Source organism: Pseudomonas kuykendallii, from assembly GCF_900106975.1.
In the GTDB taxonomy this organism is placed as follows: Bacteria; Pseudomonadota; Gammaproteobacteria; order Pseudomonadales; family Pseudomonadaceae; genus Pseudomonas_O; species Pseudomonas_O kuykendallii.
The window spans coordinates 248,442-272,994 of record NZ_FNNU01000001.1; the positions used below are offsets into that span (position 1 = coordinate 248,442).

The window sequence follows — 24,553 nt, forward strand, 5'->3', positions numbered from 1 at the left end:
GGTTTTACATGGATAAACAGAGTCCCCACCTGTTATTACGTGTTCCGACGCCCAGTCAGCAAAGCCTGACCTTTTGCGACGCCTCCCCCAAGGACCTCAAGCGCTGGATCGCCGGGCTGCCGAAAGCCAACATCGGTGAAACCGCGCGGCAGCTCTATCAGTGTCTGGTCGAGCTCAATCAGTTGGTCACTCCGGTGGAAAACCGCCTGCAGCTGCTCGAACTGCTGCGTCCGGAGATCTACTTCGTCTGCCAACACCTGGAACGCCACTTCCTCAATCAGGCGATCGTCCTCGACGAGCGGCCGCGCAAGGTCGCCAACCTCTGCCAGGCGCTGCAGAACCATCTGGCGATCGGCTACAAGCTGATCATCGCGCGCGTCGTGCCGCGCTACTCCAAGGACCGTTCGCAACTGCTCGCCGCCTGCCTGCAACGCGCGATCCACGCGCTCTGCGGCCCGCTGATCCGCGCCAGCCAGCTGTATTGTCCGGTGCCGGAAGGCCTCTGGCTGGAGCTGCACCAGATCTACCAGATCGCCCGCGACCATAATCTGCAGAAAACCACCGTACGCGACCCCCTGGCTCGCCACACACAGACCCTGAGCGTCGAGCAGTCGTACCTCGTCGGATTGCTGATCGGCTGTGCCCGCGCCAACCAGATGCGTCAGAGCGGCATCGCGCGCCTGGCCGAAGTGCTCGAGCCCTGGAGCCAACTGGTCAAGCTGCAGCCCGCCGACCTGCCGAGCAGCCTGTTCGCGGTGGCGCCGCAGCTGGATGGGCCGCCCCGCTACAAGACGCTGTTCAGCGCCCAGGAACAGCAGCGCCTGCTGGGGATCGACCCGACGCCGCTGGTGGACGCCATCAAGGATTACCTGGCCCTTCCCCCGGAGAAGCGCAATCAGTCGCCCCTCCTGGTGCCCGACGGCGTCAGCACCGACCTGCTGCAACACCTGGGCTCGGCCTGGGGCGACATTTCCGAGCGCACCTTCCAGCGCATTCCGGGCCAGGGCGCACTGACGCTCTGCCTCGGGATGAGCGCCGTGCACTACTTCCTCTCGGGAAAGCGTGCCTTCGCCGAAGTCCTGAAAAGCCCGAAATCCGTGACCGTCGCCACCTTCAAGCCGACCACCGGCGGCCCGGACGTGTGGTCCAACGCCTTCGATGCGCAGCCGATGCAGGACTGGGAGAACGGCATGCCGTTCGAGGAAATCCAGTACCAGCCGGTGCACGGAGAAGAGGGTTCACACAACAACACCACCGCCGACGAAAGCTTCCCGACCTTCGCCCTGCAGATCGTCAACCACAGCCCCGGCGGGTATTGCCTGGCGTGGCCCAAGGAGGTTCCGCAGCAGTTGCAGGCCGGCGAGTTGCTGGGCGTGCAGGATTCCCCTGAACAAGGCTGGAGCGTGGGCGTGGTGCGCTGGATTCGCCAGGTTCGCGGGGGCGGCACGCAGATGGGCATCGAGCTGGTCGCGCCGCACGCACAGACCTGCGGGCTGCAACTGGTGCGCAAGGCCGCCGAGCAGAGCAGCCACTATCTGCGCGCCCTGCTGCTGCCGGAAATCAGCGCGATTTCCCGCCCCGCGACCCTGATCACCCCGCGCCTGCCGTTCCAGGAAGGCAGCAAGGTGCAGATCAACCTGAATGGCAAGGAACACAAGGCGGTGCTGGGTCTGCGCCAGACCAGCACAGGCAGTTTCAGCCAGTTCGAATACCGCAGCGTCGAGCAGCCCGGCGAAGACCAGAACAAGCCGACGATACCCGGCGAAGGCCAGACCAGGCCGGCCGAGGAAGATTTCGACTCGCTCTGGAAGTCGTTGTAAATGCCCGTGCCTGCACCTTCGTCGCCATCTCGCGCCCTTGCGGCACGGTTCTAAGAACAGCTCATGGCTACCGAAAAGAAAACCATCCGCCTGTTGATCCTCGAAGACTCGCAGAACGAAGCCGAGCGACTGGTCAGCCTGTTCCGCAATTCCGGCCGGGCGACGCGGGTGCATCGGCTCACCTCCAGCGACGATCTCGCCGAGGCGCTGCAACAGAGCTGGGACCTGCTGATCAGTGCGCCGCACAGCGAGAACCTCGACCCCAACGAAGCACTCGGCGCGATCCGCCGCCAGGCCAAGGACATCCCGGTCATCCAGTTGCTCGAGGGCAATGACCTCGACGACATCACCGAGGCCCTCGCGCTCGGGGCGCAGGACGCGCTGCCCCAGGGCCAGGACGAACGCCTGATCCTGATCGCCAACCGCGAGCTGGCCAACCTCGAGGAACGCCGCGCGCGCCGCCGCGCCGAGATTTCCCTGCGCGAGATCGAGAAGCGCTGTCAGCTGCTGCTGGAAAGCTCGGTCGATGCCATCGCCTACGTCCACGAAGGCATGCACATCTACGCCAACCGCAGCTACTTGCAGCTGTTCGGCTACGACGATGCCGAAGACCTCGAAGGCATGCCGATGATCGACCTGATCGCCGGCTGCGATCAGACCAGCTTCAAGGACTTCCTGAAGAACTATCACAGCGCCGAGACCCAGGATCACCTGACCTGCCAGGGCGTGAAGACCGACGGCCTGCAGTTCAAGGCGCGCATGGAGCTGTCACCCGCCACCTATGACGGCGAACCCTGCATCCAGGTGGTGATCCGCACCGAGACCGGCAACGCCGAACTGGAAGAGCGACTGCGCGAGATCAGCAGCCAGGACCTGGTGACCGGCCTGTACAACCGCACCTACTTCCTCGAGCTGATGGACAGCGCCGCCGAGCGCGCGGTCACCGTCGGCCAGCCGACCAGCCTGGCCTACCTGAAGATCGACCAGTACGCCGCGCAGCTCGCCGACCTGGGTATCGCCGAGCTCGACATGCTCTTCGCCGACGTCGCCAACCTGCTGCGCGGGCATTTCCCGGCGGATGCGCAACTGGCGCGCTTCGGCGACGACGTATTCAGCGTGCTGCAGCCGGGCGTCACCCCGGAGCAGGCCCAGCCGCTGCTCGCCGACCTGCTCAGGAAGGTCGAGAGCCACCTGTTCGAGGTCAACGGCCGCACGGTGCAGATCACCCTGTCGATCGGCGTCGCCGGCCTCAACGAGAAGACCCCGAAAGCCCAGGAAGTCATCGACCGCGCGCACCGCTGCGCCGACGAGCTGAGCGCCGGCAACGCCATCGCGCTGTACAACCCGGCGCAGGAACTGGCGGCGGCGGCGAACCGCGGCAACATCGTCGCCATGCTCAGGCAGGCGCTGGAAAACAACAGTTTCCGTCTGCTGTTCCAGCCGATCATCAGCCTGCGCGGGGACAATCACGAGCACTACGAGGTGCTGTTGCGCCTGCTCAACCCGCAGGGCGAGGAAATCCCGCCCTCGGAGTTCCTCAACGCCGCACGGGAAGCCGGGTTGGCCGAGAAGGTCGATCGCTGGGTATTCCTGCATTCGATCAAGCTGCTCGCCGAGCACCGCAGCAAGGGCCACAGCACGCGGCTGTTCGTGCACCTGTCCCTCGCCAGCCTGCAGGACCAGACACTGCTGCCCTGGCTCAGCGTGGCACTGCAGGCCGCGCGCCTGCCGGCCGACACCCTGGTGTTCCAGATCGCCGAGCCGGATGCGATCAACTACCTCAAGCAAGCCAAGGCGCTCACCCAGGGGCTCGCCGAACTGCATTGCCGGGTCGCGCTGAGCCAGTTCGGCTGCGCGGTGAATCCGTTCAACACGCTCAAACACCTGAACGTCGATTTCGTGAAGGTGGACGGCTCCTACGCCCAGGACCTGAGCAAGGCGGAAAACCAGGAAGCGCTGAAGACCCTGCTCGCGAGCCTGCACTCCCAGGCCAAGCTGACCATCGTGCCCTTCGTCGAAACCGCCAGCGTGCTGGCGACGCTGTGGCAGGCCGGGGTCAACTACATCCAGGGCTACTACCTGCAGGGCCCGAGCCAGTCGATGGACTACGAGTTCTCGGCGGACGAGTAAGCCGGGGCCCCGCGCGGGCACGACAGGCTTCGGGCCAGCGCCGGCTGGCCCGAAACCTCCCGATCAGCGTTCCTTCACCACCAGGCTCGACGGCGTCGCACCCTGCGCGCGCCAGCTCGGGCGGTACATCGACTCGACCTGCGGCGGCGGCACGCGATAGGTGCCGGGGGTGACCGCGCGGGCCAGGTAGAGCAGGTGCGTCGGCCCGTAGCTGTTCACGTCCAGCGCCGCGACGTAGCGGTCGTCGCGGAATTCCTGGTGACGGATCGTGCCGTTCTGCATGTCCTGCTGCCATTCCTTCAACGCCCCGCCGGCGTCTTCCAGGCTGGCCGAGCTTTGCGCCAGGTTCTGGTTTTCCAGTTCCAGGCCGGCCGGCAGCAGGTCGACCACCAGCGCGTCGGGTACGCGCTCCTTGGCGCGGATCGAGAGGTGCACCAGCACCAGGTCACCGCTGCGCAGGTCGGCCAGGTCCAGCGCCCGGCCACGGGTGTCGTAGAAATCGCGCTCGATGCTGAGGTTCTCGCTGCTCGGCGCCGGCTCGCTGGCCGGATAGCCCGAGACGCTCAACTGCTGATACAGCGTGACGCCGTCGGTGCCGGTCAGGCTCAGCGGCTCGGCCAGTGCCTCGCCGTCCAGTTTCAGCCCCGGCTGCGCGGCACTGAGCGCGTGGCTCTGGCCGGCCACCTGCAACTGCGCGCTCCAGTCCGGCTCGGGCTTGCCGAGCACGCCGCGGCCGGCGAGGAACAGCGCGTTGCGCTCCTGGGTCGACAGCCAGCGCGTGCTGCGCAGTTCCTCGGCCACGGCGAACAGGCGCTCGTCGCGCTGCGCCGGGACCAGGTCCTGCTCCTCCAGCAGCGCATAGATCAACGCCTGGTCGCGCAGCGGGCTGCCGTAGTCGGAGAGCCAGGCATTGCGGTCGCGGCCGATGCTCAGCCCGGCATGCAGCGCCTGCTCGGCGCGCGGCGCATCGCCCATCTGCCTGAGGGCGATGGACAGTTGCACCAGCGGCAGTCCGGAGCGCGCCTCGTCGCGTCGGTCGAACAGTGCACGCAGGGCGCCCAGCGGCGCCTGCTGGCTGCGTGCGAGCACGTAGCCGGCGTAGGCCTGAACGGCGAAACGGCTGGCGTCCAGGTTGTCGCTGTAGCCGGTCTCGATCAGCGTGCGCTCCTGCAGGTAGCGCAGCAACCGCTGGGAGGCCCTGGTCAGCGCATCCGGCGGCACGCCGAAGCCCTGGTCGCGAGCGCGCAGGAGGAAGTCGGTGACGTAGGCGGTGAGCCAGTATTCCTCCTCGCTGTCCGCGCCCCAGAGGCCGAAGCTGCCGTTGTGTCGCTGCATGCCGAGCAGGCGCTCGATGCCCAGCTCGATGGCGCGGCGACGCACCGCCTCCGGCTCGCCGGCGATGCCCAGGCGCGCCAGCGTGCCGGCGTCGGCATACAGCGAGGGATACAGGCCGCTGGTGGTCTGCTCCAGGCAGCCGTAGGGATAGGCGTGCAGCTCGCGGATCTGCTCGGCGAGGTTGAGCGGCGGCCGGCTCGACACGCTGAGCAGCGCCTCGCGCCCGGCCGGATCGAACTGCGCCAGGGTGCCCGCCGGCAGTTGCCAGCCCTCGCCCTTGAGCAGCGTCTGGAAGCGGACGGTCTGCGCCGGCCAGGCCGGGCGCACGCCGAGGGTCCAGCTTCGGATCAGCGGTGGCAGGTTCTCGCCGGGCAGATCGAGCCCGTCCACGGTGACCGTGACGCTGCCCTGGCCGTAGCCGCCGAGGGCGCGCACCGGGATGCGCAGGGTGCTGCGCTGGCCTTCGTCCAGTTTCACCTGCAGCGTCGACTCGCCGCCCTCCAGCGTCAGTTGGCCTTCGCTGCGCAGCTTCACTTGCAGCGTCTGCGCCTTGCCCGAGAGGTTGCTGAGGTCCAGCGCCAGGCGGGTTTCGTCGCCGCCGGCGAGGAAGCGCGGCGCCGACAGCTCAGCCACCAGCGGCGCGGCGACCAGCGTCTTCGCCTCGGCCATGCCGAAGCGCTCGTCGGTCCAGGCCTGCGCCATCAGCCGCAGCTCGCCGTTGAAATCGGGAATATCGAGGCTGATCTCGCCCTCGCCCTGGTCATCCAGGGTCACCGGCTGGCTCTGCAGGGCGACGATGTTGACGCTGGTCTGCGGCGGCTTGCCACCCTTGCTCAAGGCTGCGGCGTCACCGCCGAAAGCCAGGCTGGCCAGGCGTCCGCCGCCCTCGATCAGTTGCCCGTAGACGTCCAGCTGGTCGGCACCGTAGGCCTTGCGACCGAACATCGCGACGAAGGGATCGGGGGTCTGGTAATCGGTGATGTTGAGGATGCCGGCGTCCACCGCGGCAAGCAGCACGCGTACCTGCCGCGGCGCGCTGCCGTCGGCGTCGTGCGCCTGCACGCGGACCTTAAGCGGCTGGTTGGGGCGCATCTTGTCCGGCGCCGTCAGGCTCAGCGCCAGTTTGCGCGGGGCGCGCTCCAGCGGCAGGTGCAGCAGGCCGACGGCGCGCTTCGGCGTGGCGTTGCTCTTCCGCTCGCCCGGGCGAATCACCAGCGCGCTGACGTACAGGTCATGCCGCGCCCACTCTTTGGCGATCGGCACCTCGAAGGTCTTGCCTTCGACCGGCACCTGGATTTCCTGCCACCACAGCGGGCCGTCGGCGGACTCCACCAGCAGGTAGCCGCTGCCGGCGGCCGGCGGCGTCACGCTGACCTTCGCCGTGTTGCCCTCGGCATAGGCCGGCTTGTCCAGCGCCAGCTTGACCTGGTCCGGACGTACAGCGCCGCCCTCGGCGTTGTCCTGCCAGCGGTAGCCGGCCCAGAAGCGCAGGCTGCTGACCATCCCGGTCTGCGGGTCTTCAACCTCGACGCGATACGGGCCCCACTCCACCGGGAAGGCGATTTTCGCGGTGCCGTCGGCGGCCACCGAGACGCTCTCCTCGGCGAGGTTCAGGTACTTCTCGTTGTAGTGATAACTCCAGCCGTCGTCGGCGGAGAAGTTCCAGTAGTAGTCGCGGCGCTCGCGCACCAGGCGCACCTTGAGGTCGTCGGCGGCCAGCTTGTGGCCGCTCGGGTCGGCCACAAGCACCTCGAATTCGGCCTGGCTGTCGCTGTCCACTTCCTCGCCGTCGAACAGCCCGCGCAGCCCCGGCAGGCGCTCGGCCGGCCACACCGGCTGCTCCAGGCGACGGGTGATCGGCCGCCCACCGGACTCCTGCAGGCTGGCCTGCAACGTCAGCTGCAACGGCGAGCGCGCCTCGGCCCAGCGGCTGTCGAGGCTCAGCGTCGCCTTGCCCTCGGCATCCAGGGCGGTTTCGTCGAGGTCCAGGTCCTGGCTCAGTTCTTCCTCGGTGACCGAGCCGAACTGGTAGCCGGGCAACGCCGGCACGGCTTCGCGCAGCGGCCGGACGTAGAGCTGGCCGCCCAGCTTGTTGCCGGACGCCGGCGCACCGTAGAGGTAGCGGCCCTCGACCTCGAACTGCGCGGTATCGCCCGGCGCCAGCGGCGTGTCGCTGCCTTGCAGGTGCAGCGCCAGGCGTTCGGGGAGGAAATCCTCGACGAGGAACTCATAGAGCTGCGGCTTGCCATCGCCCAGGTCGAGCAGCAACTGCCAGCGCCCGGTCGGTGCATCGGCGGCCAGCGCCAGCGGGTACTGGTAGAAACCACCCTCGCCCGGCGTCCAGACGAACTTGCGGCTGAGTTGCTGATCGGGCTTGCGTACCTCGACGTTCACCGGTTGCGCCGCCACCGGCTTGCCATCGGCGTCGCGCAGCAGGGCGTTGAGCAGGACCGTCTCGCCGGGGCGGTAGAGGTCACGCGGGCCGAAGACGAAGAATTGCAGCGGGTGCGCGGCGGGGCCGGCGATGTCGAACTCGGCCAGGTCCAGCGCCGGGGCGCCGATGCGCAGCAGGCTGGTCTGCGCGCCGTCGCGGGCGATCAGCACCTGCGCCTTGTCCTTGAGCGGCAGTTCGGCGTGGCCACCCTTCTCGGTCTTGCCGCTGGCCAGCAGCGTGCCCTTGTCGTCGAGCAGTTCCAGGGTGATGCCGTCCAGCGCCTTGCCGCCTTCCAGCGCCTGGGTGAACACGTCCAGACGGTTGGCGTAGCGGTGCGCGGAAAGGCCGATGTCGCTCAGGGTGAACAAGGTGGCCGGCTGCGTGTAGCTGTATTCGCCGGCCTGGCGCATCACCGCCAGGTAGACGCCCGGCTGCTTGAACGGCTCGAGCCCGGCGATCGGCAGCAGCAGGTTCTCGCGGGTGTTGCGCGCCGGATTCAGATCGAAGCGCCCGCCATAGACCAGATCGGCCATCGGCAGCAGTTCGCTGGCCTCCCAGCTGCCCAGCGCGGAGCGGCGGCCCCAGCGTTCGAGGAACGCCGGCAGACTGTCCGGCTTGATGCGGAAGAACTCGACGTTGACCTTGTCGACATTCAGCGCGATCACCGGCAGGCCTTCCACCAGCCGCGTCGGCAGCAGCGAACCGGCGCTGGCGAAGCCGACGCTGGGCTGCAGGTCACGGGTTTCCAGGCGCGCGACGTACTCGGTGGCGAGGCTGGAGCCGCCCAGCCCGCGCAGGCCGGCATCCACCGTCAGCACCAGCTTGCGCTGCGGCTCGAGGTGGCGCAGACGCAGCTCCATGAGGTTGTCCGAGAGCTCCCAGGCGCCGTCGACCTTGCCGTCCTTGCTGTCGACCAGATGCAGTTTGTCGGCGAAGGCCTGATCGGGGTCCAGCGGTACGCTGAAGCTCACCGACAGTGCGGAAGCGCCCTCGACCTGGATTTCCGAGACATCGGCGACACTCAGCTCGCGCCCGGCATAGCGCTGCGCCAGGGCCGCGCGATCCTGCTGCGCGGCGGCGGGCTGCTGCGCCGGGGCGGCCGCCGGTGGCGCGCTGGCGGCCTTCTCCGGCGCCGACGAATCGCAGGCGCTCAACAGCATCAGGGCAAAGGCCAGGAAGAGTCCTTTCTTCTGCATCACAGTCTCCAGGGAGGGGCAGGCGGATCGGCGCAGGGTACGTGTATCGCCGCGGTAAGCAATGGATAGAGACCAGAATACGAAGGAATTGTTAGACGCCATCACATCTGCCGATGCGCCACCGGGCACCCTGCGCCCGGACGAAGCAAGCGGCGACGTGACCGGGCAAGCGCGCCCGTCTGTGCCTTGCCCGGTGAACCACGAAGGCTACGAACGACGAGGCGCCGGTATACTGCGCGGCCCATCAGGAGGCTTCGCATGAGCGTGAAACAGGCCTGGCGCGACATGCCCACCCACCGGCGGGTATGGGCACTGGCGGCACCGATGATCCTTTCCAACCTGTCCGTACCGCTGGTGGCGCTGGTCGACAGTGCCGTGGTCGGCCACCTGCCGCACGCGCATCAGCTCGGCGCCGCGGCGGTGGGCAGCGCGCTGTACCTGCTGATCGTCGGGGTGCTCGGTTTCCTGCGCATGGGCACCACCGGTTTCGCCGCGCAGGCCGCCGGGCGGGGCGATGGCGGCGGCCTGCGCCAGGTGCTGCTGCAGGGGTTGCTGCTCGGCCTGCTGCTGGCGACGCTGCTCGGCGCGCTGGCGATTCCGTTCGGCGATGCCGCGCTGGAGCTGATGAACCCTTCCGCCGAGCTCGACGGGCAGACCCGCGCCTTCCTCCACACGCGCCTGCTCGGGCTGCCGGCGGCACTGGCCAACTACGCGCTGGTCGGCTGGTTCCTCGGCACGCAGAACGCCCGCGCGCCGCTGGCGATCCTGCTGCTGACCAACCTGAGCAATGCGGCGCTGTCGCTGTGGTTCGTCCTCGGCCTGGATTGGGGCGTGGTCGGCGCGGCGCGGGCCGCCGTGCTCGCCGAATGGAGCGGCGCGCTGCTGGGCCTGGCACTGACCCGCGGTGCGCTGCGCGCTCATCCCGGACTGCTCGACTGGCCGGCGCTGCGCCGCTGGGCCAATTGGCGACCGCTGCTGGCGGTCAATCGCGACATCTTCATCCGCTCGCTGGCGCTGCAGGCGGTGTTCTTCCTGGTCACCGTGCAGGGTGCGCGCCTGGGCGACGCCACCGTGGCGGCGAACGCCCTGCTGCTCAACGGGCTGCTGCTCACCGCCTACGCGCTGGACGGCCTGGCACACGCGCTGGAGGCACTGTGCGGGCACGCCATCGGCCGCGCCGATCGCCCGGCGCTGCAACGCTCGCTGGTGGTCGCCGGTGGCTGGTCGCTGCTCGCCAGCCTGCTCTTCGCGCTGTTCTTCCTGCTCGGCGGCAGGCTGTTCGTCGACCTGCAAACGGACATCCCGGAGGTGCGCGAGGTCGCCCTGCAGTACCTGCCCTACCTCGCCGTGCTGCCGCTGGTAGCGGTCTGGAGCTACCTGCTCGACGGTCTGTTCATCGGCGCCACCCGCGCGCGGGAGATGCGCGACGCCATGCTCATCGCCTTCGCCATCAGCCTGCCGCTCGGGCTGCTGCTGCAGGGCTACGCGAACCACGGCCTGTGGCTGACCTTCCTGGGCTTCATGCTCATCCGCGGGATCAGCCTGGGCATCTACGCCCGCCGCCTGAACCGCGCGGGCGCCTGGTTCGCCCGGGCGACGGCCTAGCCGGCGGGACACCATGGCCAGGCATGGGCGCCACCGAATGGAAGGGGCACAATGACGACGACACCGCCGCGACCGGCAGACATCCCTCAGGAAGGACTCGCATGAGCATGACGAACACCTCGCCGTCCCCTCGCCTCGAAGGCCCGCAGCCATGAGCCAGGCCATCGCCGCCTACCTGCATTACCTGTCGATCTTCGTGCTGTTCTCGCTGCTCAGCCTGGAGCACATCCTCTTCAAGCTGCCGATGGACAGTGCACGGGCGCGCAGCCTGATACGCACCGACATCGCCTTCGGCATCACCGCCGGCGTGGTGCTGCTCACCGGCCTGGCGCGGGTGATCTGGTTCGGCAAGGGCTGGAGCTACTACCTGCACAACGGCGTATTCCACGCCAAGGTCGGCCTGTTCGTGCTGGTCGGGCTGCTCTCGATCATTCCGACGCTGACCTTCTTCGACTGGCGCAACGCCCTCAAGGCCGGGCGCGAACCGCAGACCAGCGAAGCCCGCGCACGCCTGACGATCGGCGTGATCCGCGCCGAGCTGGCCCTGCTGATGGCGATCCCGCTGCTGGCCACGCTGATGGCGCGTGGCTTCGGCTACAGCGGCTAGGGGTTGCGCCCTTGGCGGCGCGCTTCACTGGCGCATGCCGACGCCCAACCGGTTGAAGGCGTTCATCAGGGCCACGGCGAAGCTCAGGTCGGCGATTTCGACATCGTTGAAGTGTGCCTTCAGGGCATCGAAGACCCCGTCGGGTGCGCCGCTGCGCGCCACCTCGGTCAGCGACTCCGCCCAGTCCGGTGCCGCCCGCTCGCGGGCGTCGAAGCGGCCGCTGACGCGCCAACCGGCCAGGGCGTCCAGCTTGGCATCCTCGGTGCCGCCGGCGCGCAGGGCCCTGGCGTGCATCTCGGTGCAGAACGAGCAGCCGTTGATCTGCGAGACGCGCAGGTTGACCAGCTCGATCAGGCGCTTGCCCAGCGGGCTGCGGTCGAGGGCCTTCTTGGCGGCGAGAAAGCCCTGATAGGCGTCCGGCGAGAGGTCGTAATAGGGCAGGCGCAGGTTACTCATGCCGACAGTCCTTCTTCGTGGGGAAACTTGGCGGCCCATTGGGCGGCGATCCGTTCCAGCTGCCAGCGCGCACGCGCCAGGCCGGCGGCGCGCGCCGCAGGGTCGGAGAACGGCCGTAGCTGGGCGTCGACGAACTGTGGCGAGGCGACGCCCGCCGCGCGCAACGTTCGGGTCAGCACCTCCCGGTGCGCGTCGCCCGGGCCGGGATCGGCGCCGCGGGTGGTCAGCAACAGGATCTTCTGGCGGACGAGCCGGCCGAGCGGGTTGCCCTGCTCGTCCGCCACACCGGTCATTCCGGCGCGGACGAGGGCGCCTATCAAGGCCTTGAAATTCGACGGCATGCTCCCGTGGCACATCGGCACGGCGAACAGCACGGCGTCCGCGTCCAGCAGGCGGCGGCCCAGCGCATCCGCATCGGCCAGGGTGGCGTCCAGCGCCGCGGCCGGGGAGTGGACGGCGCGGGCGTAGGGCTGTGCCGGCAGCGTCAGGTCGAGGTAATCGACCTGCAGGCCATCGAGCCGCCCGCGCAACAGGTCGACGAAATACTTCGCCAACGCCTGCGAGTTCGACGTCTCGCGTCTGGCACTGCAATCCACATGCATGAGTTTCACGGCAAGCTCCGCTATCGGCCTGGACATTCACTGCCTGCAACTCTAGGCGCGACATGCCATAGTCGACAGAGCCAAGAATAGATGGAATGACCAGGACATGCGCAACGACCTTCCCGACCTGCGACCGGACCGTGCCGAGGGCACGCCGATCTACCTGCAGCTCTACGCACGCTTTCGCCGGGCCATCGCCCAGGGCCAGTTGCGCCCGGGCGACCGTGTGCCGGCGGTACGCGCGCTCGCCAGCGAGCTGAACCTGGCGCGGGGCACGGTGGAGGCCGCCTACCAGTTGCTGGTCAGCGAGGGCTACCTGATGCCGCGCGGCCCCGCCGGCACCGTGGTTTCGCCGCAGCTGGCGACCCACGCCTATTCCGCGGTCGCCCCGGAGGTCGTGCCGCAGACCAGCTTCCACGCCGATGTCGGAAGCGCCGAACGCCCGCTGCAACTCGGCCTGCCGGCGCTCGACGCCTTCCCCCGCGCGCTGTGGACACGCCTGGCCGCGCGGCGCCTGCGCAGCCAGTCCGGCAACGACCTGGCCTACCCGAATGCCCGTGGCGACGCGGGCCTGCGCGAAGCGATCGCCGCCTATCTCGGGGTGTCCCGCGGCATCGCCTGCAGCGCGCAGCAGGTGTTCATCACCGCCGGCCACCGCGGCTCGCTGGACCTGATCTGCCGCACGCTGCTGGAACCCGGTGACGCCTGCTGGTTCGAGGACCCCGGCTACCCGCACGCGCGGCTGCTGCTCGAGGGCGCGGGCGCGCGGCTGGTGCCGTTGCCGGTGGATGGCGAAGGCCTGCGCGTGGATGTCGGCCTGCAACGCGCGGCGAACGCGCGCTTCGCCGTGGTCACGCCGTCGCACCAGAGCCCGCTCGGGGTTTCCCTGTCGCTGCCGCGGCGCCTGGCGCTGCTGGACTGGGCCAACGCCGCCGGCGCCTGGGTCATCGAGGACGACTACGACAGCGAATACCGCTACCAGGGTCGCCCCCTGCCGGCGTTGAAGAGCCTCGACCGCCAGGGCCGCGTGCTCTATGCCGGCACCTTCAGCAAGGTGCTGTTCCCCGGCCTGCGCCTGGCCTACCTGGTGGTGCCGGAAAGCCAGGTCGCGCGTTTCGTGCGCAGCGCCGAAGTCTTCCAGCAGCATTGCCCGGCGCTGTCGCAGGCCACAGTGGCCGACTTCCTCACCCAGGGCCATTTCGCCCGTCATCTGCGCAGGATGCGCAACCTCTACGCGCTGCGCCGCGGCTACCTGACCGACGCGCTGCACGCCGCCTTCGGCGATCGCCTGCGCATCGACCTGCAGGCGGGCGGCATCCAGTTGCTCGCCCAGCTGGATGCCGGCGAGGACGACCGCGCGCTGGCCGAACGGATCAACGCCTGTGGCATCGGCGTCCATGCGCTGTCCAACTGGACGCTGCAGGAGCGCCATCCGCCGGGCCTGCTGATGGGCTTCACCAACCTCGCCAGCGCCGAACAGGCACGCGACGTGGTGGCGCGGATGAAGGCGGCGATGCAGTCACCCACGCTCCCGTAGAACAACGTGGGGCGAATCGGTGCGCAACCGCAAGCGATCCCCTTCAAACGCCGAGGCGGTCGTAGGGTGGATCGCGCTTCATCGATCCACCGGACGGTGCGACGGTGGACGAAAAGAACGTCGGGAAGTGCCCGGCGCGTCCGGCGGATCGCTGCGCGGCCGCGAGCGGCGCCTCGCTAATACCGAGGCGGTTGCCACCCAAAACGAAAAAGCCCGCTCGAAAGCGGGCTTTTGCGCACATCGGGCGATCAGCTCGACAGGTACGAGGAGCGTGTCAGGCCCAGGCGCAGGGCGTCCAGGTACTGGGTGCGCTCACGCGCACTGAGGCGCGCGCCGGCGACCTTGTCGCGGTAGTAGTTCATCAGGCCCTCGGGCGACAGGTGCACGTAGCGCAGCATGTCCTCGATGGTGTCGTGGGTCTCGATGCCGCCATGGCGCACGCTGCCGTCGGCGTCCTGGTAGACGTTCACCGAATCGGTGTCGCCGAACAGGTTGTGCATGTCGCCGAGGATTTCCTGGTAGGCACCGACCAGGAACACGCCGAGCAGGTAATCCTCGCCCTCGCGCACTTCGTGCACCGGCAGGCTGGTCTCGATGCTCTGCTCGTCGATGTACTGCTTGATCTTGCCGTCGGAGTCGCACGTCAGGTCCTGCAGCACCGCGCGGCGCAGCGGCTCCTCGGTCAGCCGCTGCAACGGCATGATCGGCAGGATCTGCCCGATCGCCCAGGTGTCCGGCAGGCTCTGGAACACCGAGAAGTTGCAGATGTACTTGTCGGCGAGCTTGTCGTTGAGATCGTCCAGCACCTGCCGGTGCGAGCGCTGGCGCGCCTTGAGCTGGTTGTACAGGCGCCGGCAGATGGCGTAGTAGCTCTGCTCGGCGAGGGCCTTCTGCGCCAGGTTGAGCTTGCCCACCGAGTACTGCGCGGACACTTCGCCAATGTAGTGGGTGGCACGCCAGTAGGTCTCGGCGACCATCTCCGGATCGGTCGGGCCGAGCAGATCGAGCAGGTCCTGCACCGCTTCGGGCTGTTCCTGCTCGGGGTCGATGTCCGGGATGTCGTCGTTGTGTTGCTCGACGTCGGTCACCTGCACCACCAGCACCGCGTGGTGCGCGGTCATCGCCCGGCCGCTCTCGGAGAAGATGTGCGGATGGGGGATTTCCTGGCGGTCGCAGAACTCCTTGAGCATGCCGACCACGCTGGCGGCGTAGTCGTCGATGTCGTAGTTGATCGAGCTGGCGTTGCGCGAATGGGTACCGTCGTAGTCCACGCCCAGGCCGCCGCCGACGTCGATGTGGTCCACCGGCAGGCCCAGCGCGCGCAGCTCGCCGTAGTAGCGAATGGCCTCGCGGAAGCCCTTGCGGTAATCCGCCAGGTTGGCGATCTGCGAGCCCATGTGGAAGTGCAGCAGGCGCACGCCCTGGTCCAGCCCGGCCTGCTTGAAGCGCTCGACCACCGACAGCAGCTGCGCCGCGGAAAGGCCGAACTTGGATTTCTCGCCACCAGTGTCCGCCCACTTGGACGACGCCAGCGAAGACAGCCGCACGCGCAGGCCGACCTGCGGCAGCAGCTTCAGCTCGGCGGCCTCCTCGATCACCAGCTGGACCTCGGATTCCTTCTCGATGACGATGAACACGTTGTGGCCGAGCTTCTGCCCCATCAGCGCCAGGCGAATGAACTCGCGGTCCTTGTAGCCGTTGCAGACGATGGTGCCGCCCTTGGGCGCCAGCGCCAGCACGGCCATCAGCTCGGGCTTGGAGCCGGCTTCCAGGCCGATGGACACATCGCGCGTGGCGATGATGTTCTCCACCACCGCTTCCTGCTGGTTGACCTTGATCGGGTACAGCGCGGTGTACTGCGCGTTGTACTCCAGCCGCTCGATGTTCGCGTCGAAGGCGCCGGTGAGCTTGCGCACGCGGTCCTGCAGGATGTCCGGGAAACGCACCAGCAAGGGCAGCGACAAGCCCGACTCGCGCAGTTGCTCGACCAGCGCCTGCATGTCGATGGGCGCATCGTCGCGACCGCCGCGCGGGCGCACTTCCACCTCGCCGCCGTCACCGACGGAGAAGTAACCGGCGCCCCAATGGCGAATACCGTAGACACTGCGGCTGTCCGCCACCGTCCAGCTGCTGCCATCGTCCTTGCGCGTACGTCGTGCGGCCATTGTTCCCCCTCGGAAATGGGCTGGGCCTGCCCGCTTTGCTCGGGGACAGGTTATGCATGGATAGTTACAAACGATCAGGTATCGACCGGCGGCCGACTACCGAAGTTTAGTTATTCGTCCCGGCGCACTGCCGGGCAGGATGGAGGGCGGCTCAGCCGCCGGACTTCTTGGCCTTGAAGCCGCGCTTGATCAGCTCGTCGATGAGCAACTGGACGTGATCGCCCTGGATCTCGATCACCCCGTCCTTCAACCCGCCGCCGCAGCCGCAGCGTTTCTTCAGCGCGCTGGCCAGTTCCTTGAGCGGCTCATCGGCCAGCGGCACCCCGGCGATGGTGGTCACCGTCTTGCCGCCGCGGCCCTTGGTTTCGCGGCGCACGCGGGCGATGCCGTCTCCGGCGGGAACGACGCTTTGCTTGCAGATGCAGGCCTCCACGGGCTGGCTGCAATCCGGGCAGTGCCGGCCGCTGTCGGTGGAGTACACCAGGCCGCCGAGGGCGGCCAATGACGAAGCTTTCTTGACCACCGGCTGTTCCTCGTAGGGGTCAGGATAGCGACAGGCTGCCGGCGAAAGACACGTGCGGGCAACCGCGAGGCCCCACTCAGGCAGGGGCAGCGCAGACCCACGCGGCGCGCGGGCGGGAAAGGCCGCGCAATTTAGCAGCAATGGGCGCAAATGCTAATAGGAAATTGCAGCCGGATTCACCGGCCGCGGCACAGTTCGAAGGCTTCCAGCGAGTCAGGGCAGTAGGGTTTTTCGCGCAGTTCGACGAACACCTGCTGCTGGCTGATGAAGCGCGCCTCGATCACTTCCTCCGGCTGCAGGCGCAGCGCACCGTCCCACACGGCGGAAAACACCGCCGCCCAGATGCGGTTGTCGGGGTGATCGAAGAAGAACCGCCCGTGATCGCGCAACGCCACGCCAGCCACGCCCAGCTCTTCCTCCAGCTCGCGCGCGGCGCCCTCGGCGTAGTCCTCGCCGGCCGCCAGCATGCCGCCCGCGGCGACATCCCAGTAGCCCGGATACAGCGCCTTGCTCAGGCTGCGGCGGTGCACGCAGAGGTCGCCGGCGGCGTTGAACAGCAGCACGAAGCAGGCCCGGCCGATCAGCCCGCGGGCGCGCAGCTCGGCGCGGGTCAGGCTACCGAGCAGGCGGTCCGACTCGTCGACCCAGGCCACCTGCTCGGCATCCGATGCCGCGCGATGCGCCTGCTCCGCGCTGAGCCACATCGATCAGCCCTGCTCCAGCAAGTTGCGCAGATCGATCACCGCGGCGTTGGCGCGCGAGATGTAGTTGGCCATCACCAGCGAATGGTTGGCGAGAATCCCGTAGCCGCTGCCGTTCAGCACCATCGGGCTCCACAGCGGCTCCTGCGCGGCTTCCAGCTCGCGGATGATCTGCCGCACGCTGATGGTGGCGTTCTTCTTCGCCAGCACGTCGGCGAAATCCACCTCGATGGCGCGCAGCAGGTGCGACAATGCCCAGGCCTGGCCACGGGCCTCGTAGAACACGTTGTCGATCTGCAGCCAGGGCGTCTCGACGGTTTCCTCGCTGACCTTCGGCACCTCGCCAGGACGCACTTCGGCGGGATTCACATCGGCGTTCAGGCGCACCCGGCCGACGCTGGCGGACAACCGCTGCGACAACGAGCCGAGCCGCGTGGCGACGTCGCCCATCCAGTTGTTCAGGTTGTCGGCGCGGGTATAGAACTGCGCATTGCCCTGGTTCGGGTCGGACAGCCGGGCCAGGTAGCGGTCCAGCGACTTGATGCCCTCGCGGTACTCGCTCTCGGAGGCCGGCAGCGCCCAGCTCCGGTTGTCGAAGTTGAAGCGCGGCTCGGCCTTCGCCAGGTCGCCATCCTCGGTGGATTGCGACTGCGAGCGGGCGAAATCCTTGCGCAGCGCGCGTGACAGGTCGCGGACCTGCACCAGCACGCCGTATTCCCAGCTCGGCATGTTGTCCAGCCAGAGGCCGGGCGGCAGCTTGTCGTTGGAGAGGTAGCCACCCGGCTTGTCGAGCAGCGTGCTGGCCACCTGCTTCAGGGTTTCCACCGTGGTGTAGCCGATCACCATCTGCCGCTGGGCACTCTGCGCCGCCGCCTGGGCATGCTGCTGCACGGGGAACAGCTCAGGCTCCCGGCTCCAGTACCAGCCGACCACCAGGGCCACCAGCAGGTAGATGACCAGCAATGCTCCCAGGCCGCGTACCAGCAGCCCACCCGGCGCCGAGCGCTTGCCGGGGGTCTCTTCGCGTGGCGCGCTATCGCCGGTGCGTGTCTTCCAATCCAACATGGCGTATTCCTTGCTGTTCGAATGCATGTCTTCGACCGCAGCCTGTCTCCAGGGTTGCGCATCACGGACTCACTATAAGGCATCGTCGACGCATCGCCGGCTACGCCTTGAACCAGAGCGGTCGGCAGGCAGCCGGTCGGCGTAAAAATGTGGCGCCAGAGGATCGGCGGTGATGTAAGCGGAATGCAGAGAGTGGTAGCATCGAGCCATCACGCTGAACGGATACGTCAGCGCTAAAACCCTCAAGATGTGGGCCATGAGCGAATACGAAGATCCCAACCGCGACCGACTGAAGAACCACTTCGCCCAACGCGTGATCCATCAGGCTCGCCAGGTGCTGGAAGTCTGGCAGCGCCTGCAGGCAAGCGAGTGGAACGCCGGCGACATGAGCGAACTGGTGGAAGCGAACACGCGTCTGCTGCGCTACGCCGAACGCTTCGAGCAGGAGGAACACGCCCAGCTGGCGCGGCGCATCGCCACCAGCCTGGAAAGCGTCGAAGCCAATCGCGGCCGCCTGAACAGCCCGCTGATCAGCGAAATCCACCAGCTCATGCAGCGTCTCTCGCGCACCGGCCTGCGCCATGGCGACCTTGCCGAGTCCTTTCTTCCGCCGCTGCGCAAGCCGGTCTATCTGGGATTGCAGGACCAGGAACGTAGCGAACGCCTGGCCCAGCAGCTCGAATTCTTCGGCCTCGCGGCGCAGGCGCTGCACAGCGCCGCCGAGTTCCGCGCAGCGATGAGCGAACGCCACCCGGCCGCGATCGTCATGGAAGTGGACTTCGGCGGACGCGCCGCCGGCCTCGCCCTCGCCGAGGAATCGCAGCAGGGACTCGAGCAGAAAATCCCCGTGCTGTTCTTCAGCCACGACGAAACCGACGCCCCGACGCGCCTCGCCGCGGTGCGTGCCGGCGGTCAGGAGTTCTTTACCGGTGCCATCGACGCCTCCAGCCTGCTGGAAAAGATCGAGATCCTCACCCGCACCGCGCACTACGAGCCCTACAGGGTGCTGGTGGTGGACGACTCGCGCGCCCAGGCGACGCACACCGAACGCGTGCTCAACAGCGCCGGCATCGTCACCCGCACCCTCACCGAGCCGATCAAGGCGATGGCCGAACTGGCCGAGTTCCAGCCCGACCTGATCATCCTCGACATGTACATGCCCGACTGCACCGGCACCGAGCTGGCCAAGGTGATCCGCCAGCACGAACGCTACGTCAGCGTGCCGATCATCTACCTGTCCGCCGAGGACGATCTCGACAAGCAGCTCGACGCCATGAGCGAAGGCGGCGACGACTTCCTCACCAAACCGATCAAGCCGCGCCACCTGATCGCCACGGTGCGCACCCGCGCTACCCGCGCGCGCAGCCTCAAGGCACGCATGGTCCGCGACAGCCTGACCGGCCTATACAACCACACACACACGCTGCAACTGCTCGAAGACGCCCGTGCCCGCGCCCGCCGCGACGGCAAGCCGCTGACCTTCGCGATGCTCGACATCGACCATTTCAAGAAGGTCAACGACACCTACGGCCACCCCATGGGCGACCGCGTGATCAAGAGCCTCGCGCTGTTCCTCAAGCAGCGCCTGCGCAAGACCGACCACATCGGCCGCTACGGCGGCGAAGAGTTCGCCGTGGTCCTGCCGGACACCAACGCCGAGGCCGCCTTCAAGGTGCTCGACGACATCCGCCAGCGTTTCGCCGAAATCCGCTACCCGGCGCAACCGCAAGACCTTTCCTGCACCTTCAGCTGCGGCATCGCCGAGCTCAGCCCGGACATGGAAATCAAACGCCTCTCCAGCCAGGCCGACCAGGCGCTCTACATCGCCAAGAACGGCGGACGCAACCGCGCGGCGGTCTTCCAGGAATGAGTGCCGGGGCCGAGCGCCCCGGCTGTCATCAGGCTGAAACCGAACCGCAATAACCTTCGGGCTCCCCTCACGTCGTGTGTCGAGGTCCGGATGCGCCTGAAGCTGCTCACCACCATCAATACCCTGCTGCTGATCACCGCCTGTCTCGCGCTGGGCGCCACGCTGTGGTGGTCGCAGCGCGCGCTGGAACGGCCCTATCAGCTGATGGAACGCTATCAGGCGCTGTCCCGGGAGTTTCGCGAGCGGGTGGCCGACAACGTGCAGCGCTACCTCGCCAGCGGCGATGCGCTGCACCACGCCGACGCCAGTGGCGCGCTGGAAGACCTGAGTATCGCGCTGGGGGCGCTGCCCGAGGATTTTGCCGAACGCCTGCGCCCCAGCCTCGACGAACTGCGCCAGTTCGCCGCCGGCGAATTGCTCGCCGCCGGCAAGCTCGCCGGCGATCCGCAGGGCCTGCTGCTGCAGGCGGAGCGCGAGATGAGCGGCGCGCTGGAGGCGCTATCGGCCTATGCCGCGCAAAGCGATGCCGACGCTGCCCACGATTACGCCGAGCCGCTGTTCGAGGCTTCGCACCATCTGCTGCGCCTGAGCCATGCACGCGGGCGCCTGGTCGACAGCTCGCGCGCGGAACTGGCCGAAGACGTCGAGCGCGAACTCGCCGCGCTCGGCGCCCAGGCGAAACGCATCGACGCGCTGCCGCTGCTCGGTGTCGCCGCGCAGGAGGAGTCCGCCGGCTCGAGCTTCGCCGCGCTGATGGGGCTGGACGCCGAGGCCGGCCAGGCGCCAGCGGAAGACCGCGGCATCGCACTCAAGCGCGAACTCACCGGCCTGCTGCAGCGCTACCCGGCAGAACTCGGGCGCACCCGCGCCCTGATCCAGCGCCGTGGCGAACTGGCCGCCGAAACCCAGGAGAAGGTCCTCGCCCTGCAGAACGCCCTCGCCACGCTCGAACCGGTGGTGCGCGGCGAACACGCGCGCATCCAGTTCGAGGTACGCCTGATCCAGGGTCTGATGATCGGCCTGATCCTACTCATCGCGCTGGTGGTCGACCGCATCCAGCGCCACCTGACCCGCGCACTCGGCCGGCTGGTGGAGGCACTTTCGTCCTGGGCCGGTGGCGATTTCGGCGAACCCATCGCGCTGCGCACCCGGACCCGGACCCGCGAGTTGCGCGACATCGAGGAGTCGCTGAACCGCCTGCGCAGCTATCTGGTGAACCTCGTCGGCACCATCCGCGAGCACGCCCAGCAGGTCGCCGGCAGCAGCCACGCGCTGGCCGAACTGAGCAGCGGCCTGCACAGCGGCGCCGAGCGCCAAGTGGGCGACACCGCGCAGATCCGCGATGCGCTCGGGGAGCTGGAGTCCACCATCCAGCGCGTCGCCGTCGACGCCAGCCAGGCCGCCGGGGCCAGCCGCGCCGCCGGCGAGGCGGTGGAACTGGGCCAGCGGGTGATCCTCGACAGCCTCGCCGGCATGCACGGGCTGGTCGGCGAAGTGCAGGGCAATGCGCTGGCCATCGAACGGCTGGCCGAGGAAACCGCCACCATCGGCAAGGTGCTCACGGTGATCCGCGGCATCGCCGAGCAGACCAACCTGCTGGCGCTTAACGCCGCCATCGAGGCCGCCCGCGCCGGTGAACTGGGCCGTGGCTTCGCGGTGGTCGCCGAGGAAGTACGCTCGCTGGCCCAGCGCACCGCCGGCGCCACCGAGGAAATCCAGCAACTGATCGGCAACCTCCAGCGCGCCGCGCGGCAGTCGGTGGACACCATGCGCGTGCAGGTGGAACACGCCGAAACCACCGCGCAGCAGGCGGCCGCCGCCGATGGCGCACTGGATCAGGTGGTCGCCTCGATTCGCGGTATCGCCGGCATGGCCGAACGCATCGCCGACGCCACCGCGCAACAGAGCGGCGCGGTCAGCGAAATCCGCAATCACAGCGAGCGCATCCACCACCTTGGTGGCAGCAACCTGGAACGCATCGGCGCCGGCCGCAACCAGGGCGAACGCCTGCAGACGCTCGGCAGCCAGCTGAACACCGCGGTTCAGGCGTTTCGCGTGTGACGACCAGGGTTCACGCGCCACGAGCTCCCCCCGCCGCGCTTGACCTGGCCCCTGCACGCACCGGCCCCCTCGGCTATCATGCGCGCTTCCGATTTCGCGAGACCGCCATGCGCCGCCTGCTGCCTGTCCTGCTGTTGCTGATCGCCCTGCCGGCCGCCGCCGGGCTTTTCGACAAGCGTCCGAGCGCCGAACTGGGCGCCCCGCTGAACAACAGCAGCGACTTCCTGCCCGTGCGCGAAGCCTTCCGCCTGGACCTGATCGGCAGCGATGCCGGCACGATCAAGCTGCGCTTCACCAACGCGCCCGGCTACTACCTCTACCGCCATCGCTTCGCCTTCCGCAGCGAGCCGGCGGACATCGCCCTCGGCCAGCCGCAACTGCCGGCCGGCGAGCACAAGACCGACGAGTTCTTCGGCGACGTCGAGGTGTACCACGAGGGCCTGGACATCGACCTGCCGGTCGACAACCCCGACAAGCGCCCCTTCACCCTGCTGGTGACCTATCAGGGCTGCGCCGACAAGGGCCTGTGCTATCCGCCGGAAACCCAGCGTTTCACCTTCGGCGATGCACCGGCCGCCAGCACTGCGATCACGCCCGCCGCACGCGGCTGGAAATGGAGCGAACTGGCGCTGTTCTTCCTCGCCGGGCTCGGCCTGACCTTCACTCCCTGCGTGTTGCCGATGCTGCCGATCCTCTCCGGCGTAGTGCTGCGCGGGCGCATCGGCGGCTGGCGCAGCCTGAGCCTGTCGCTGGCCTATGTGATGTCGATGGCCGTCTGCTTCGCCGTGCTCGGCGCGCTGATGGGCGTGTTCGGTGCCAGCCTCAACCTGCAGGCGCGGTTGCAGTCGCCCTTCGTGCTGGTGCCGTTCGCCGCCTTCTTCGCGGCCTTCGCCCTGGCCATGTTCGGCGTCTACGAGTTGCGCCTGCCGCGCCTGATCAGCGAACCGCTGAACCGCCTCGCCGACGACACCCGCGGCGGCTCGCTGTGGGGCGCGGCGCTGCTTGGCGTGCTTTCCAGCCTGTTGGTCAGCCCCTGCGTATCGGCGCCGCTGGCCGGCGCGCTGCTCTATATCAGTAGCAGTGGCGACGCGCTGGGCGGCGGCCTGAAGCTGTTCGCCCTCGGCGTCGGCATGGGTGCGCCGCTGGTGCTGTTCGCCGTCGGCGGCGGCAGCCTGCTGCCGAAATCCGGCGACTGGATGATCGGCGTGCGCAATGCCTTCGGCGTGCTCCTGCTGGCGGTATCGGTATGGATGCTCGAGCGCGTGCTGCCCGGCGCGCTGTCGCTGGCGCTCTGGGGGCTGCTCGCCGCCGGCGTGGCGCTGTGGCTCGGCGCCCTCGAATTCGTGCCGAAAACCCAGCGCCAGCGCCTGGCGCAACTCGTCGGTCTGGCACTGCTGGTCTACGCGGCGAGCGCCTGGGTCGGCGCGCTGCAGGGCGAAAGCGACCCGCTGCGCCCGCTCGGCCGCGGCCAGCTGGCGGCCGGCGTGAACGCCGCGCCCGACGCCGGCCAATGGACGACCCTGAGCAGCCCCGCCGAACTGGGCGCCGCCCTGGCCGCCGCGAAAGCCGCCGGCCAGCCGCTGCTGCTCGACTGGTACGCCGACTGGTGCATCAGCTGCAAGGTGATCGAACGCGAGGTGTTCAGCGCCCCGGCGGTGACCGCCCAGCTCGGCGGGTTTCGCCTGATCCGCTTCGACATGACCGCCAGCACGCCGGAGCAACGCGCGCTGCTGGATCGCTACCAGCTGTTCGGCCCGCCGGCGATCCTGTTCTTCGATGCAAAAGGCACCGAATCGGCCGCGCTGCGGGTGGTCGGCGAGATCGACGCCGAGGCGTTCGCCGCCCGCGTTTCCCAGGCCCGCGCGGCGCGCTGAGCGACATTTGGGAAAACGCAGGCGAACGCCGGACATCGTGCGGCCATTTGCCGGTTTCTGGACAGACTTCTAGGCTTTCGGCATAGTCCGCGGGCATCCGCAGGCTCAACTAGGATATTTGCATGGCCACCCTACTGGTGCTTCACGGCCCCAACCTGAACCTTCTCGGCACGCGCGAGCCGGGCATCTACGGCGCCCTGACGCTGCCGCAGATCGACGAGGACCTGGTCCGTCGTGCCCGCGAAGGCGGGCACCATCTGCTGCATCTGCAGAGCAATGCCGAGTACGAGCTGATCGAACGCATCCACGCCGCGCGCGGCGAGGGCGTGGACTTCATCATCATCAATCCGGCCGCGTTCACGCACACCAGCGTCGCATTACGTGACGCATTGCTGGCGGTGAGCATCCCATTCATCGAAGTGCACTTGTCGAACGTGCACAAGCGCGAACCTTTCCGGCATCACTCCTACTTTTCCGACGTGGCGGTGGGTGTGATTTGCGGCCTGGGTGCCAGCGGTTACCGGCTGGCTCTGGAAGCCGCTCTAGAACAACTTGAACGACCCTGAACTTAC

15 protein-coding genes and 1 pseudogene are annotated in these 24,553 nt (G+C 68.2%); 9 read left to right on the forward strand and 7 right to left on the reverse strand.

Features of this window, described 5'->3' with window-relative positions; translation table 11 throughout:
• Positions 1-8 precede the first annotated feature (8 nt).
• Together BLV15_RS01080 and BLV15_RS01085 are read left to right on the forward strand one after the other, a co-directional pair.
• Positions 9-1,820: a molecular chaperone gene (locus tag BLV15_RS01080; RefSeq protein WP_090223866.1), complete on the forward strand. Its 1,812-nt coding sequence runs from the start codon at positions 9-11 to the stop codon at positions 1,818-1,820.
• Positions 1,821-1,883: 63 nt separating this feature from the next.
• Entirely contained in the window at positions 1,884-3,950 is a 2,067-nt protein-coding gene (locus BLV15_RS01085) for an EAL domain-containing response regulator (protein ID WP_090223868.1), read from the forward strand.
• Positions 3,951-4,013: 63 nt separating this feature from the next.
• Here the strand turns inward: BLV15_RS01085 and BLV15_RS01090 are convergent, their stop codons facing one another.
• On the reverse strand, positions 4,014-8,915 hold the full coding sequence (locus tag BLV15_RS01090; protein ID WP_090223869.1) for an alpha-2-macroglobulin family protein: 4,902 nt from the start codon (positions 8,913-8,915) through the stop codon (positions 4,014-4,016).
• A 258-nt stretch (positions 8,916-9,173) separates the two neighbouring features.
• On the opposite strand from BLV15_RS01090, the gene BLV15_RS01095 reads away from it, so the two are divergent.
• Both BLV15_RS01095 and BLV15_RS01100 read left to right on the forward strand, forming a co-directional pair.
• On the forward strand, positions 9,174-10,520 hold the full coding sequence (locus BLV15_RS01095) for an MATE family efflux transporter (protein WP_090223871.1): 1,347 nt from the start codon (positions 9,174-9,176) through the stop codon (positions 10,518-10,520).
• Between the two features lie 151 nt (positions 10,521-10,671).
• Complete coding sequence (locus BLV15_RS01100) at positions 10,672-11,127, forward strand: DUF2214 family protein (RefSeq protein ID WP_090223873.1); 456 nt, start codon at positions 10,672-10,674, stop codon at positions 11,125-11,127.
• A 24-nt stretch (positions 11,128-11,151) separates the two neighbouring features.
• On the opposite strand, the gene BLV15_RS01105 is transcribed toward BLV15_RS01100, so the two are convergent.
• On the reverse strand, positions 11,152-11,583 hold the full coding sequence (locus tag BLV15_RS01105; protein WP_090223874.1) for a carboxymuconolactone decarboxylase family protein: 432 nt from the start codon (positions 11,581-11,583) through the stop codon (positions 11,152-11,154).
• Positions 11,580-12,185: an NAD(P)H-dependent oxidoreductase gene (locus BLV15_RS01110; RefSeq protein ID WP_245728132.1), complete on the reverse strand. Its 606-nt coding sequence runs from the start codon at positions 12,183-12,185 to the stop codon at positions 11,580-11,582. Before BLV15_RS01110 ends, BLV15_RS01105 begins: the two co-directional genes overlap by 4 nt.
• 106 nt (positions 12,186-12,291) lie before the next feature.
• Here BLV15_RS01110 and pdxR point away from each other — a divergent pair, with 106 nt between their 5' ends.
• Positions 12,292-13,722, forward strand: coding sequence for a MocR-like pyridoxine biosynthesis transcription factor PdxR (gene pdxR, locus BLV15_RS01115; protein ID WP_090223877.1), 1,431 nt, complete (start codon positions 12,292-12,294; stop codon positions 13,720-13,722).
• A gap of 248 nt (positions 13,723-13,970) precedes the next feature.
• Here the strand turns inward: pdxR and speA are convergent, their stop codons facing one another.
• The 4 genes from speA to BLV15_RS01135 form a co-directional block, all read right to left on the reverse strand.
• A complete protein-coding gene (gene speA / locus BLV15_RS01120) occupies positions 13,971-15,887 on the reverse strand; it encodes an arginine decarboxylase (RefSeq protein ID WP_090223879.1) in 1,917 nt (638 codons plus the stop codon).
• A gap of 151 nt (positions 15,888-16,038) precedes the next feature.
• Positions 16,039-16,410, reverse strand: coding sequence for a translation initiation factor Sui1 (locus BLV15_RS01125; protein ID WP_090223880.1), 372 nt, complete (start codon positions 16,408-16,410; stop codon positions 16,039-16,041).
• 176 nt (positions 16,411-16,586) lie between these two features.
• Positions 16,587-17,114: an NUDIX hydrolase gene (locus BLV15_RS01130; protein WP_090223882.1), complete on the reverse strand. Its 528-nt coding sequence runs from the start codon at positions 17,112-17,114 to the stop codon at positions 16,587-16,589.
• Positions 17,115-17,117: 3 nt separating this feature from the next.
• Positions 17,118-18,176 carry a DUF2333 family protein gene (locus BLV15_RS01135; protein WP_090225155.1) on the reverse strand — a complete coding sequence of 353 codons (1,059 nt, stop codon included), beginning with the start codon at positions 18,174-18,176 and terminating at the stop codon, positions 17,118-17,120.
• A gap of 256 nt (positions 18,177-18,432) precedes the next feature.
• On the opposite strand from BLV15_RS01135, the gene BLV15_RS01140 reads away from it, so the two are divergent.
• The 4 genes and pseudogenes from BLV15_RS01140 to aroQ all read left to right on the forward strand — a co-directional run bounded on the left by BLV15_RS01140 (position 18,433) and on the right by aroQ (position 24,547).
• Positions 18,433-20,046, forward strand: coding sequence for a response regulator (locus BLV15_RS01140; RefSeq protein ID WP_090223884.1), 1,614 nt, complete (start codon positions 18,433-18,435; stop codon positions 20,044-20,046).
• A 1,542-nt stretch (positions 20,047-21,588) separates the two neighbouring features.
• Positions 21,589-22,107, forward strand: a pseudogene (locus BLV15_RS22445) (methyl-accepting chemotaxis protein); the annotation flags it as partial.
• Positions 22,108-22,214: 107 nt separating this feature from the next.
• A complete protein-coding gene (locus BLV15_RS01150) occupies positions 22,215-23,981 on the forward strand; it encodes a protein-disulfide reductase DsbD (RefSeq protein WP_090223888.1) in 1,767 nt (588 codons plus the stop codon).
• 122 nt (positions 23,982-24,103) lie between these two features.
• Positions 24,104-24,547: a type II 3-dehydroquinate dehydratase gene (aroQ, locus tag BLV15_RS01155; protein WP_090223889.1), complete on the forward strand. Its 444-nt coding sequence runs from the start codon at positions 24,104-24,106 to the stop codon at positions 24,545-24,547.
• Positions 24,548-24,553: the final 6 nt, after the last annotated feature.